The 12,494-nt window shown below is 69.8% G+C and carries 12 protein-coding genes; 1 reads left to right on the top strand and 11 read right to left on the bottom strand.

Annotated features, from left to right (window positions below; all coding sequences use genetic code 11):
* Positions 1–70: 70 nt before the first annotated feature.
* The 11 genes from rpoZ to pyrR all read right to left on the bottom strand — a co-directional run bounded on the left by rpoZ (position 71) and on the right by pyrR (position 11,568).
* Positions 71–343 (bottom strand): DNA-directed RNA polymerase subunit omega, encoded by a 273-nt coding sequence (gene rpoZ, locus ACFZBT_RS30180; protein WP_003977348.1) that lies wholly within the window; start codon positions 341–343, stop codon positions 71–73.
* Positions 344–411: 68 nt separating this feature from the next.
* On the bottom strand, positions 412–969 hold the full coding sequence (gene gmk, locus ACFZBT_RS30175) for a guanylate kinase (protein WP_391110045.1): 558 nt from the start codon (positions 967–969) through the stop codon (positions 412–414).
* 37 nt (positions 970–1,006) lie between these two features.
* Entirely contained in the window at positions 1,007–1,330 is a 324-nt protein-coding gene (locus tag ACFZBT_RS30170) for an integration host factor (protein ID WP_003977346.1), read from the bottom strand.
* Positions 1,331–1,607: 277 nt separating this feature from the next.
* Positions 1,608–2,453, bottom strand: a complete 846-nt coding sequence (gene pyrF / locus ACFZBT_RS30165; RefSeq protein ID WP_391110042.1) for an orotidine-5'-phosphate decarboxylase — start codon at positions 2,451–2,453, stop codon at positions 1,608–1,610.
* Complete coding sequence (locus ACFZBT_RS30160) at positions 2,450–3,556, bottom strand: quinone-dependent dihydroorotate dehydrogenase (protein ID WP_391110039.1); 1,107 nt, start codon at positions 3,554–3,556, stop codon at positions 2,450–2,452. Before ACFZBT_RS30160 ends, pyrF begins: the two co-directional genes overlap by 4 nt.
* A 70-nt stretch (positions 3,557–3,626) precedes the next feature.
* A complete protein-coding gene (gene carB / locus ACFZBT_RS30155) occupies positions 3,627–6,935 on the bottom strand; it encodes a carbamoyl-phosphate synthase large subunit (protein ID WP_391110037.1) in 3,309 nt (1,102 codons plus the stop codon).
* The gene (gene carA, locus ACFZBT_RS30150; protein ID WP_391110034.1) at positions 6,928–8,070 is read right to left on the bottom strand and encodes a glutamine-hydrolyzing carbamoyl-phosphate synthase small subunit; all 1,143 of its coding nucleotides are present in this window, start codon (positions 8,068–8,070) and stop codon (positions 6,928–6,930) included. The genes carB and carA overlap by 8 nt, the downstream gene beginning before the upstream one ends.
* Complete coding sequence (locus ACFZBT_RS30145; RefSeq protein ID WP_391110032.1) at positions 8,067–8,636, bottom strand: hypothetical protein; 570 nt, start codon at positions 8,634–8,636, stop codon at positions 8,067–8,069. The genes carA and ACFZBT_RS30145 overlap by 4 nt, the downstream gene beginning before the upstream one ends.
* The gene (locus ACFZBT_RS30140; RefSeq protein ID WP_391110030.1) at positions 8,633–9,919 is read right to left on the bottom strand and encodes a dihydroorotase; all 1,287 of its coding nucleotides are present in this window, start codon (positions 9,917–9,919) and stop codon (positions 8,633–8,635) included. Before ACFZBT_RS30140 ends, ACFZBT_RS30145 begins: the two co-directional genes overlap by 4 nt.
* Positions 9,920–9,924: 5 nt before the next feature.
* A complete protein-coding gene (locus tag ACFZBT_RS30135; protein WP_391110027.1) occupies positions 9,925–10,902 on the bottom strand; it encodes an aspartate carbamoyltransferase catalytic subunit in 978 nt (325 codons plus the stop codon).
* Positions 10,903–11,001: 99 nt separating this feature from the next.
* Positions 11,002–11,568 carry a bifunctional pyr operon transcriptional regulator/uracil phosphoribosyltransferase PyrR gene (gene pyrR / locus ACFZBT_RS30130; protein WP_391110025.1) on the bottom strand — a complete coding sequence of 189 codons (567 nt, stop codon included), beginning with the start codon at positions 11,566–11,568 and terminating at the stop codon, positions 11,002–11,004.
* Positions 11,569–11,834: 266 nt separating this feature from the next.
* Here pyrR and bldD point away from each other — a divergent pair, with 266 nt between their 5' ends.
* A complete protein-coding gene (gene bldD, locus ACFZBT_RS30125; RefSeq protein ID WP_018570201.1) occupies positions 11,835–12,338 on the top strand; it encodes a transcriptional regulator BldD in 504 nt (167 codons plus the stop codon).
* Positions 12,339–12,494 lie beyond the last annotated feature (156 nt).

Below are 12,494 nucleotides of genomic sequence, written 5' to 3'. Positions count from 1 at the left end.
GACACACCACAGGCCCGGCAGTCGACCTGCCGGGCCTGTGGAAAAGTCAGCGTCAAGCTGGAAATACTACTTACTGCGCCGGGCCCTCGATGGCCTCGGACGTGAGCAGCCCCGCGTTGATCTCGCGGAGGGCGATCGAGAGCGGCTTCTCGTGGACATGGGTGTCGACGAGGGGACCGACGTACTCGAGGAGGCCCTCGCCGAGCTGCGAGTAGTACGCGTTGATCTGGCGGGCCCGCTTGGCCGCGTAGATCACGAGGCTGTACTTCGAGTCCGTGGCCTCGAGGAGCTCGTCGATCGGCGGGTTGATGATGCCCTCGGGCGCGGAGATGGAAGAGGACACGCTCTACCTTCCGATGGATGGGAAAGATGCTGTCGGGGTGATCGGCTGACCGTGAGGGTCAGCGATGGTCACACCACGTCCATCAAGGCTAGCAGCTCGCGCGCCACGTCCTCGACAGAGGTGTTGACCAGGGTGGTGTCGAACTCCGGCTCGGCCGCGAGTTCGATCTTCGCCGCGTCGAGCCGGCGCTCGATCACCTCGGGCGGTTCGGTGCCCCGCCCGGTGAGTCTGCGCACCAGCTCCTCCCAGGAGGGAGGAGCCAGGAACACCAGCTGGGCCTCGGGCATCGACTCCCGGACCAGCCGGGCGCCCTGGAGGTCGATCTCGAGGAGGACGGGCTCGCCCTTCTCCAGACGCTCCTGCACGGCCGCACGCGGCGTGCCGTAGCGGTTGCCGGCGAACTCGGCCCACTCCAGCAGTTCGCCGTTGGCGATCAGCTTGTCCATCTCGTCGTCGGTGACGAAGAAGTAGTGGACACCGTGCTTCTCGCCGGGGCGGGGCTTGCGGGTCGTCGCCGACACCGAGAGCCAGACCTCGGGGTGTTCCTTGCGCATATGAGCGACGACCGTGCTCTTGCCGACCCCCGAGGGGCCGGAGAGCACGGTCAGCCGCGGACGTTCAGTCATGCAGCGATTATTCCAGTTGAACCGGAGTGGTCCGGACTCAGCTGCCGGTGCTGCCGAACTCGCGCTCCAAGGAGGCGATCTGGTTGGACCCGAGGCCGCGCACACGACGGCTCTCGGAGATGCCGAGTCGCTCCATGATCTGCTTGGCGCGGACCTTGCCCACGCCCGGCAGGGACTCAAGGAGAGCGGAGACCTTCATCTTGCCGATGACGTCGTTCTCCTGGCCCTGCTTGATGACCTCGTGGAGGGAGGCGCCGGAGTGCTTGAGTCGATTCTTGACCTCGGCCCGCTCCCGGCGAGCCGCGGCGGCCTTTTCGAGCGCGGCTGCGCGCTGTTCAGGGGTAAGGGGCGGAAGAGCCACGCCTACGTCACCTCGGATGTCGAACTGTCGGATACGGACCGGTGAGGAACCTAGTCGCCCCACACCTGGGGAGCCACGAGCAACACGCTTGCCTGTGGACTCTCGTCGGAGACTAGCGGGCAAGTCCGCCAGAGTCAGCGAGAACAGCGGAAAAGTCCTGGTCAGCCTTCATCTGAACAGACATTTAGGACATACTGCCCCGGATTTGAGGATGTATTCAGACTCAAGCCCGCCCCCGGCCACTCATCGGAGGACTCACAAGAAGGTCAGGAAGTGGTCAGGAGGAGGTCACAGCGTGACGGATCTCCTCCGCGAAGCGTTCCGCTGTGTCACGCAGCGCGACCGCGTCGGGACCGTGGCGTAGCACTCCCCGGCTGACGTTCGGCACGACATTGCGCACCGCCGTCCCGAAGACCGCCGGAAGATCGGCCGGCGTGGCCCCCTGGGCGCCGATGCCGGGCGCGAGAAGCGGGCCGTTGATGTCCAGGTCGTACGACGACAGGTCACCGAGGGTGGCGCCGACGACCGCGCCGAAGGACCCCAGGGGCTCCTCCCCCGCGTTCTCGGCGGACAGGTGCGCGAGCATCGTCGCTCCGATGTTCCGGCCGTCGGAGCGTACGGCGTGCTGGACCTCGCCGCCCTCCGGGTTGGAGGTCAGCGCCAGCACGAACAGCCCGGCGCCGCTCTCCCGGGCCAGTGCGACGGCCGGGCTGAGCGAGCCGTAGCCGAGGTAGGGCGAGACGGTCAGCGCGTCGGAGAACAGCGGCGCGTCCTTGTGCAGGAACGACTCGGCGTACGCGGCCATGGTCGAGCCGATGTCGCCGCGCTTGGCGTCCATGACGACCAGGGCGCCCGCCGCCCGCGCCTCGGCCACCGACGTCTCCAGAACGGCCAGTCCGCGCGAGCCGAACCGCTCGAAGAACGCGCTCTGCGGTTTGAGCACGGCCACCCGGCCGGCCAGGGCCTCGACGACCGTGCGGCTGAACCGCTCCAGGCCCGCCACGTCGTCGTTCAGGCCCCACTCGGCGAGCAGGGAGGCGTGCGGGTCGATGCCGACGCAGAGCGGGCCGCGCTCGTCCATGGCACGGCGCAGTCGCGCACCGAAGGGTTCGAGAGGACTCATGCCGTCTTCCTCACGTCGGCGCCCACCGCGTCGGCGAGCGTGGCGTACGGGCTCGTGGCCAGGCGTGCGGCGAGCCCCTTGTGGATCGCGCGGCCCCAGAAGGGCCCCTCGTAGATGAAGGCGCTGTAGCCCTGGACCAGCGTGGCACCGGCCAGGATGCGCTGCCAGGCGTCCTCGGCGTTCTCGACGCCGCCCACGCCCACCAGGGTGATCCGGTCGCCCACGCGCGCGTAGAGGCGGCGCAGGACCTCCAGGGAGCGTTCCTTCAGGGGTGCCCCGGACAGGCCGCCGGTCTCCTTGACCAGGGCGGGGTCGGACTTCAGGCCGAGTCCGTCGCGCGCGATGGTGGTGTTGGTGGCGATGATGCCGTCCAGGCCCAGTTCCACGGCGAGGTCGGCGACCGCGTCGATGTCCTCGTCGGCGAGGTCCGGCGCGATCTTGACCAGCAGCGGGACACGCCGCGCGGAAACCGCGCCGTCGGCGGCCTCGCGGACCGCGCTCAGCAGGGGGCGCAGCGCCTCCGTGGCCTGCAGATCGCGCAGACCGGGCGTGTTCGGGGAGGAGACGTTGACCACGAGGTAGTCGGCGTAGGGAGCCAGCCGCTCGGCGGACTTCACGTAGTCCGCGACGGCCTCCTCCTCGGGTACGACCTTGGTCTTGCCGATGTTGACGCCGACGACCGTCCTGAAGACCGGCGTGCGGGAGGCCAGGCGGGCGGCGACGCGCAGCGAGCCGTCATTGTTGAAGCCCATGCGGTTGATCAGCGCCCGGTCCTTGACCAGGCGGAACAGCCGCTGCTTGGGATTGCCGGGCTGCGGCTCGCCGGTGACCGTGCCGATCTCGACGTGGTCGAAGCCGAGCATGGCCATGCCGTCGATGCCCACGGCGTTCTTGTCGAAGCCCGCGGCGAGCCCGAAGGGGCCGTGCATGCGCAGCCCGAAGGCCTCCGTGCGCAGCTCCCTGTGCCGGGGCGCGAGGGCGGCCGCGAGGAAGGTGCGCAGCACGGGCACGCGGGCGGCCAGGCGGATCCAGCGGAAGGCGAGGTGGTGTGCCTGCTCCGGGTCCAGCCGCTTGAACACGAGACTGAAGAAGATCTTGTACATGATGTCCTCACGAAGACGTGGCGTCCTCACGAAGAGGGGGACACCGTTTCCGGTGTCCCCCTCGGGGCTGCTAGTCGCGGGCCGCGGTCAGATGTTCCGCGTGTTCCTGGAGCGACCGGACGCTCACATCGCCGCGGTTGAGGGCGTCGATGCCCTGGACCGCGGCCGCGAGCGCCTGGACCGTCGTCAGGCAGGGCACGGACCGTGCCACGGCCGCCGTACGGATGTCGTAGCCGTCGAGGCGGCCGCCCGTGCCGTACGGGGTGTTGACGATGAGGTCGACCTCGCCGTCGTGGATGAGCTGGACGATGGTCTTCTCGCCGTTCGGGCCGGTGCCCTCGGACTGCTTGCGCACGATCGTGGCGTTGATGCCGTTGCGCTTGAGCACCTCGGCCGTGCCGGACGTGGCCATCAGCTCGAAGCCGTGGGCGACCAGCTCGCGCGCCGGGAAGATCATCGAGCGCTTGTCGCGGTTGGCGACCGAGATGAAGGCACGGCCCTTGGTGGGCAGCGGGCCGTAGGCGCCGGCCTGCGACTTGGCGTACGCCGTGCCGAAGACGGAGTCGATGCCCATGACCTCACCCGTGGAGCGCATCTCCGGGCCGAGGACCGTGTCGACTCCGCGGCCGTGGATGTCGCGGAATCGCGACCACGGCATGACGGCCTCCTTGACGGAGATCGGCGCGTCCAGCGGCAGCTCACCGCCGTCGCCGGTGGCCGGGAGCAGGCCCTCGGCGCGCAGCTCGGCGATGGTGGCGCCCAGGGAGATCCGGGCGGCGGCCTTGGCCAGCGGCACCGCCGTCGCCTTCGAGGTGAAGGGGACGGTCCGGGAGGCGCGCGGGTTGGCCTCCAGGACGTAGAGGATGTCCCCCGCGAGCGCGAACTGGATGTTGATCAGGCCGCGCACCCCGACGCCCTTCGCGATGCCCTCCGTGGAGGCCCGCAGGCGCTTGACGTCGAAGCCGCCGAGCGTGATCGGGGGCAGGGCGCACGCCGAGTCGCCGGAGTGGATGCCGGCCTCCTCGATGTGCTCCATGACGCCGCCGAGGTACAGCTCCTGGCCGTCGTAGAGCGCGTCGACGTCGATCTCGATCGCGTCGTCGAGGAACCGGTCGACCAGGACCGGCCGCGAGGGGCTGATCTCGGTCGACTCGGCGATGTACGCCTCCAGGCGCGTCTCGTCGTAGACGATCTCCATGCCGCGCCCACCGAGGACGTAGGACGGGCGGACGAGCACCGGGTAGCCGATCTCGTCGGCGATGGACTTGGCCTCGGTGAAGGTGGTGGCGGTGCCGTGCTTGGGGGCCGGGAGGCCGGCCTCCTGAAGGACCCGGCCGAAGGCGCCCCGGTCCTCGGCGGCGTGGATGGCCTCCGGGGAGGTGCCGACGATGGGCACACCGTTGTCCTTCAGCGCCTGCGACAGGCCCAGGGGGGTCTGGCCGCCGAGCTGGACGACCACGCCCGCGACCGGTCCGGCCTGCTGCTCGGCGTGCACGATCTCCAGCACGTCTTCCAGCGTCAGCGGCTCGAAGTACAGGCGGTCGGAGGTGTCGTAGTCCGTGGAGACGGTCTCCGGGTTGCAGTTGACCATCACGGTCTCGTAGCCCGCGTCGCTCAGGGCGAAGGAGGCGTGGACGCAGGAGTAGTCGAACTCGATGCCCTGGCCGATGCGGTTCGGGCCGGAGCCCAGGATGATGACGGCCGGCTTCTCGCGGGGCGCGACCTCGCTCTCCTCGTCGTAGGAGGAGTAGAAGTACGGCGTCTTCGCGGCGAACTCGGCGGCGCAGGTGTCGACCGTCTTGTAGACCGGGCGGATGCCCAGCGCGTGCCGGACCTCGCGGACGACGTCCTCGCGCAGACCGCGGATCTCGCCGACCTGCGTGTCGGAGAAGCCGTGCCGCTTGGCCTCGGCGAGCAGGCCGGCGGTCAGCTCGGGCGCCTCGGCCAGCTCGTCCGCGATCTCCTTGATGAGGAAGAGCTGGTCGACGAACCACGGGTCGATCTTCGTGTAGTCGAAGACCTCCTCGGGGGTGGCGCCCGCGCGGATGGCCTGCATGACGGTGTTGATGCGGCCGTCGGTGGGGCGGACGGCCTCTTCCAGGAGGAGAGCCTTGTCGCCGGGCTCGCCGACGAAGGTGAACTGGCTGCCCTTCTTCTCCAGCGAGCGCAGGGCCTTCTGGAAGGCCTCGGTGAAGTTGCGGCCGATGGCCATGGCCTCGCCGACCGACTTCATGGTGGTCGTGAGGGTGGAGTCGGCCTGCGGGAACTTCTCGAAGGCGAAGCGCGGGGCCTTCACGACCACGTAGTCGAGCGTCGGCTCGAAGGAGGCCGGGGTCTCCTGCGTGATGTCGTTGGGGATCTCGTCCAGCGTGTAGCCGACGGCCAGCTTGGCGGCGATCTTGGCGATCGGGAAGCCGGTGGCCTTGGAGGCGAGCGCCGAGGAACGCGACACGCGCGGGTTCATCTCGATGACGATCACGCGACCGTCCTCGGGGTTCACCGCGAACTGGATGTTGCAGCCGCCGGTGTCGACGCCGACCTCGCGGATCACGGCGATGCCGATGTCGCGCAGGGTCTGGTACTCGCGGTCGGTCAGCGTCATCGCGGGCGCGACGGTGATCGAGTCTCCGGTGTGCACGCCCATGGGGTCGAAGTTCTCGATGGAGCAGACGACCACGACGTTGTCGTGCTTGTCGCGCATCAGCTCCAGCTCGTACTCCTTCCAGCCGAGGATGGACTCCTCCAGGAGCACCTCGGTGGTCGGCGAGAGGGTGAGGCCCTGCCCGGCGATACGGCGCAGCTCCTCCTCGTCGTGGGCGAAGCCGGAGCCGGCGCCGCCCATGGTGAAGGACGGGCGGACGACGACCGGGTAGCCGCCGAGCGTGTCGACGCCGGCGAGGACGTCCTCCATCGAGTGGCAGATCACCGAGCGGGCGGACTCACCGTGGCCGATCTTCTGGCGGACGGCCTCGACGACCTCCTTGAAGAGGTCGCGGTCCTCGCCCTTGTTGATCGCCTCGACGTTGGCGCCGATGAGCTCGACGCCGTACTTCTCGAGGGTCCCCGCCTCGTGCAGCGAGATGGCCGTGTTGAGGGCCGTCTGGCCGCCCAGGGTGGGCAGCAGGGCGTCGGGACGCTCCTTGGCGATGATCTTCTCGACGAACTCGGGGGTGATCGGCTCGACGTAGGTGGCGTCGGCGATCTCAGGGTCGGTCATGATCGTCGCGGGGTTGGAGTTCACCAGGACGACCCGCAGGCCCTCGGCCTTCAGGACACGGCACGCCTGGGTGCCGGAGTAGTCGAACTCGGCGGCCTGGCCGATGACGATCGGGCCGGAGCCGATGACCAGGACGGACTGGATATCGGTGCGCTTAGGCACGCTGGCCCTCCATCAGAGATACGAAGCGGTCGAACAGGTAGGCGGCGTCGTGCGGGCCGGCTGCCGCTTCGGGGTGGTACTGGACGCTGAAGGCGGGGCGGTCGAGAAGCCGCAGCCCCTCCACCACGTTGTCGTTCAGGCAGACGTGCGACACCTCGGCGCGTCCGAACGGGGTCTCGGAGACCCGGTCGAGCGGGGCGTCGACGGCGAAGCCGTGGTTGTGCGCGGTGACCTCGACCTTGCCGGTCGTACGGTCCTGCACCGGCTGGTTGATGCCGCGGTGGCCGTACTTCAGCTTGAAGGTGCCGAAGCCGAGCGCGCGGCCCAGGATCTGGTTGCCGAAGCAGATGCCGAAGAGCGGGGTGCCGCGCTCCAGGACGCCCCGCATCACGGAGACGGGGTGGTCGGCGGTGGCCGGGTCGCCCGGGCCGTTGGAGAAGAACACGCCGTCCGGGTTGACCGCGTAGACGTCCTCGACGGTCGCGGTCGCCGGGAGCACGTGCACCTCTATGCCGCGCTCGGCCATGCGGTGCGGGGTCATGCCCTTGATGCCGAGGTCGACGGCGGCGACGGTGAACTTCTTCTCACCGATCGCGGGGACGACGTACGGCTCGGTGGTGGCGACCTCGGCGGAGAGGTTCGCGCCCTTCATCTGGGGGGCTTCCTGGACGCGGGCCAGCAGCGCGCCGTCCTCCCGCACCGCCTCCCCGCTGAAGATGCCGACGCGCATGGCGCCGCGCTCACGCAGGTGACGCGTGAGGGCACGGGTGTCGATGCCGGAGATGCCGACGACGCCCTGCTTCGCCAGCTCCTCGTCCAGCGAGCGCCGGGAGCGCCAGTTGGACGGCACGCGCGCGGGGTCGCGCACGACGTATCCGGAGACCCAGATCTTCTTCGACTCGGGGTCCTCGTCGTTCACGCCGGTGTTGCCGACGTGCGGCGCGGTCATCACCACGACCTGGCGGTGGTACGAGGGGTCGGTGAGGGTCTCCTGGTAGCCGGTCATGCCGGTGGAGAACACCGCTTCGCCGAAGGTCTCCCCCACGGCCCCGTAAGCACGGCCGCGAAAGATCCGGCCGTCCTCCAGGACGAGTACGGCGGGAGTTTTGGCGGCTCCCCTGGTGGAGGTGGTCATCGTTCGGCGCCTTCCCTGGTGTTCGTTTCGATCATGGAGTTGATGGCTTCGACCCACTCGTTGTGCTCGGCCGCGTGGTCGAAGCGGAAGCCGGAGTCGATCAGCCGGTCGCCGTGCGCCCAGGTGACGATCAGCAGACCGCCCTCGGTGAGGACCTTGCCGGCGATGCCCTTGTCGAGCCGGGCCTCACGCAACTGCGCGGCCGGGACGAAGAAGTCGCTCGCCCCGGGGCGTACGACATCGAGGCCGGCGTCCGTGAGGGTGAGCTCGGCACGGCTGCGGGTGCCCAGGCCCTGGGCGACGATGCGGTCGAGCCACTGACCGGCCGTGGTGGAGCCGTGGTAGCGGCCGCTCATACGCAGCTTCTCGGCACCCGGGTCCTCCGGTGCGGTGGGCAGCTCGGGCAGGTCGCCCTGGAGGGTGCCGCGCCACTTCCAGCCCTCGCGCATCAGCCAGTAGACGAGCGCGACGAACAGGGCGAGGCCGACGACCCAGCCGATGCGGGCGGCCCAGTCGGTCACTTGCGCCGATTCCTTCTCGGCGGCCAGCAGGAATACAGGTGTCACGTGAGCTTCCCGTCGACGAGCGTGGCCTTGCCCCGCAGCCACGTGTGCGTCACACGGCCCGGCAGCTCACGCCCCTCGTAGGGGGTGTTGCGGCTGCGCGAGGCGAAGCCCGCGGGTTCCACCAGCCCACGGTATGCCGTGTCGACCAGGGTGAGGTTGGCGGGCTCACCTGCCGAGACGGGACGTCCGTGGCCCGTGGCCTGTCCGATCTGCGCGGGCTTGACGGACATCCGGTCGGCGACGCCGGCCCAGTCCAGCAGACCCGTGTCGACCATGGTTTCCTGCACCACTGACAGCGCGGTCTCCAGGCCGACCATGCCCATGGCGGCCGCGGCCCACTCGCAGTCCTTGTCCTCGTGCGGGTGCGGGGCGTGGTCGGTGGCGACGATGTCGATGGTGCCGTCGGCGAGCGCCTCGCGCAGGGCCATGACGTCGCGCTCGGTGCGCAGCGGCGGGTTGACCTTGTAGACGGGGTTGTAGGTGCGCACCAGCTCATCCGTGAGGAGGAGGTGGTGCGGGGTGACCTCGGCGGTGACGGCGATGCCGCGGGACTTGGCCCAGCGGACGATCTCGACGGAGCCGGCGGTCGACAGGTGGCAGATGTGGACGCGGGAGCCGACGTGGTCGGCGAGCAGGACATCCCGGGCGATGATCGATTCTTCGGCCACCGCGGGCCAGCCCCCGAGCCCCAGCTCCGCGGAGACGATCCCCTCGTTCATCTCGGCGCCCTCGGTGAGCCGCGGCTCCTGCGCGTGCTGCGCGACGACACCGCCGAAGGCCTTCACGTACTCCAGGGCGCGGCGCATGATCACGGCGTCGTGGACGCACTTGCCGTCGTCGGAGAAGACGGTGACACCGGCGGCCGACTCGTGCATGGCGCCCAGTTCGGCGAGCTTCCTGCCCTCCAGGCCGACGGTGACGGCACCGATGGGCTGGACGTCGCAGTAGCCGTGCTCCTTGCCGAGCCGCCAGACCTGCTCGACGACACCGGCGGTGTCGGCTACCGGGAAGGTGTTGGCCATGGCGAACACGGTGGTGTAGCCACCGCTCGCCGCCGCGCGCGTGCCCGTGAGGACGGTCTCGGAGTCCTCACGACCGGGCTCGCGCAGATGGGTGTGCAGGTCGACCAGGCCCGGCAGCAGCACCTTGCCGTCGGCCTCGACGACCTCGGCGCCCTCCGCCGACAGCCCGCCGCCCACCTGGGCGATGGTTCCGCCGTCGATCAGCACGTCCTGCGGCTCGCCGCCCAGCACCTTCGCACCGCGGATCAGGATCTTGCTCATGGTTCTTACTTCTCCTCGGTACGGGACTGGGTGACGGCGGGTTCGTTGCCACCGAGCAGCAGGTACAGGACGGCCATCCGGATGGACACTCCGTTGGCGACCTGCTCGACGACAGTGCAGCGGTCGGAGTCGGCGACCTCGGCGGTGATCTCCATGCCGCGGACCATCGGGCCGGGGTGCATCACGATGGCGTGCTCGGGCATCCGCGCCATGCGGTCGCCGTCGAGGCCGTAGCGGCGGGAGTACTCGCGCTCGGTCGGGAAGAAGGCGGCGTTCATGCGCTCGCGCTGGACGCGCAGCATCATCACCGCGTCGGACTTGGGCAGCGTGCTGTCGAGGTCGTACGACACCTCGCAGGGCCAGGTCTCGATGCCGACGGGCACCAGGGTCGGCGGGGCGACGAGGGTGACCTCGGCGCCCAGGGTGTGCAGCAGGTCGACGTTGGAGCGGGCGACCCGGCTGTGCAGGACGTCGCCGACGATGGTGATGCGCCGGCCCGCGAGGTCCTGGCCGAGCCCGGCGTCCGGGCCGACCAGGCGACGGCGCATGGTGAAGGCGTCCAGCAGGGCCTGCGTGGGGTGCTGGTGGGTGCCGTCGCCCGCGTTGACGACGGCCGCGTCGATCCAGCCGGAGTTGGCCAGCCGGTACGGGGCCCCGGAGGCGCCGTGCCGGATGACCACGGCGTCGACGCCCATGGCCTCCAGGGTCTGGGCGGTGTCTTTCAGGGACTCGCCCTTGGAGACGCTGGAGCCCTTGGCGGAGAAGTTGATGACGTCCGCGGACAGCCGCTTCTCGGCGGCCTCGAAGGAGATCCGGGTCCGGGTGGAGTCCTCGAAGAAGAGGTTGACGATCGTGCGGCCGCGCAGGGTCGGCAGCTTCTTGATCGGCCGGTCGGCGACCCGGGCCATCTCCTCGGCGGTGTCGAGGATCAGGACGGCGTCGTCGCGGGTGAGGTCGGCGGCCGAGATGAGATGACGCTGCATCTGTCAGGCTCCGTAAGGCAGTTCAGGAGAATTTCGGGCAGACGGGTGCGCGCGAGGACGCACTGAGCCGGCGTACGGCATCGGCGTACGCCTGAAGCGCTACTGGGAGGTCTGCTTGGCACCGAGCAGCACGGTGTCGCGACCGTCCTCCTCGGCGAGCTGGACCTTGACCGTCTCCCGCAACGACGTGGGGAGGTTCTTGCCGACGTAGTCGGCGCGGATGGGCAGTTCGCGGTGGCCGCGGTCGACGAGGACGGCGAGCTGCACCGCGCGCGGGCGCCCGATGTCGTTCAGCGCGTCGAGGGCGGCCCGGATGGTGCGGCCGGAGAAGAGCACGTCGTCGACGAGGACGACCAGCTTGCCGTCGATGCCGTCACCGGGGATCTCGGTGCGGGCCAGCGCACGCGGTGGGTGCATGCGCAGGTCGTCGCGGTACATGGTGATGTCGAGCGAGCCGCAGGGAACCTTGCGCTCGGTGATCTCCTCGAGCTTGTCGGCGAGCCGCCGGGCGAGGAAGACGCCCCGGGTCGGGATACCGAGGAGCACCACGTCGTCGGCGCCCTTGGCGCGTTCGACGATCTCGTGGGCGATGCGGGTCAGCACCCGCGCGATGTCGGGCCCTTCGAGAACGGGCCGGGCATCGGACTGCGTGTCATGCGTGTCCATACGAAACGGACCTCCTTCTCCGCCTCACGGGACGGACCTTAAAGGACGTCGGGATTGCGCCATACACGGTAGCAGGCCCCTTCGATCATCCCGACGGCCCCCTCGGATCACCCGTTCGGCCTAACGGAGTGCCGATACCACGGAAGAGTCGGTGCGGACCATTCGGCTTGACGCGGCCAAGTAACGCTGCGTAACCTCACAGTGAGTTACCAGCCGCGCGGTCCGGCAACACAGCTGACCGCGTCGACACAGTGCCGGGGAGCTATATGTCCAGCGAATACGCCAAACAGCTCGGGGCCAAGCTCCGGGCGATCCGCACCCAGCAGGGCCTTTCCCTCCACGGTGTCGAGGAGAAGTCCCAGGGACGCTGGAAGGCGGTCGTGGTCGGGTCGTACGAGCGCGGCGACCGCGCCGTGACCGTGCAGCGCCTCGCCGAGCTGGCGGACTTCTACGGCGTTCCCGTGCAGGAGCTGCTCCCGGGCACCACCCCGGGCGGCGCCGCCGAGCCGCCGCCGAAGCTGGTCCTGGACCTGGAGCGGCTGGCCACGGTGCCGGCCGAGAAGGCGGGCCCCCTGCAGCGCTACGCGGCCACGATCCAGTCGCAGCGCGGTGACTACAACGGCAAGGTGCTCTCGATCCGCCAGGACGATCTGCGCACACTCGCCGTCATCTACGACCAGTCGCCGTCCGTCCTCACCGAGCAGCTGATCAGCTGGGGTGTCCTGGACGCGGACGCGCGCCGCGCGGTCGCCTCCCACGAGGAGGCCTGAGCCCTCAGCTGAGCCCTCAGAGGCCAGCGCAGAAACGTGCCGCCGGGGTGGCCGGAACCATATGGTTCCGGCCACCCCCGCGGGGGGGGGGGGGGCGGACCGCCGCCCGGGGCCCGCGGGGAAGGCCGCGGGGCCCCCCCCCGCCTGGTGGGGGGC

The organism is Streptomyces sp. NPDC008137, assembly GCF_042957035.1.
GTDB lineage: Bacteria > Actinomycetota > Actinomycetes > Streptomycetales > Streptomycetaceae > Streptomyces.
This window is presented reverse-complemented; position numbering and strand designations above follow the sequence as displayed.

What these genes read in the sequence shown, in the direction of transcription:
- gmk (WP_391110045.1), bottom strand. Translation starts at nt 969, where the DNA reads ATGACTGAACGTCCGCGGCTGACCGTGCTCTCCGGCCCCTCGGGGGTC.
- pyrF (WP_391110042.1), bottom strand. Translation starts at nt 2,453, where the DNA reads ATGAGTCCTCTCGAACCCTTCGGTGCGCGACTGCGCCGTGCCATGGAC.
- ACFZBT_RS30160 (WP_391110039.1), bottom strand. Translation starts at nt 3,556, where the DNA reads ATGTACAAGATCTTCTTCAGTCTCGTGTTCAAGCGGCTGGACCCGGAG.
- carA (WP_391110034.1), bottom strand. Translation starts at nt 8,070, where the DNA reads ATGACCACCTCCACCAGGGGAGCCGCCAAAACTCCCGCCGTACTCGTC.
- ACFZBT_RS30140 (WP_391110030.1), bottom strand. Translation starts at nt 9,919, where the DNA reads ATGAGCAAGATCCTGATCCGCGGTGCGAAGGTGCTGGGCGGCGAGCCG.
- ACFZBT_RS30135 (WP_391110027.1), bottom strand. Translation starts at nt 10,902, where the DNA reads ATGCAGCGTCATCTCATCTCGGCCGCCGACCTCACCCGCGACGACGCC.
- pyrR (WP_391110025.1), bottom strand. Translation starts at nt 11,568, where the DNA reads ATGGACACGCATGACACGCAGTCCGATGCCCGGCCCGTTCTCGAAGGG.
- bldD (WP_018570201.1), top strand. Translation starts at nt 11,835, where the DNA reads ATGTCCAGCGAATACGCCAAACAGCTCGGGGCCAAGCTCCGGGCGATC.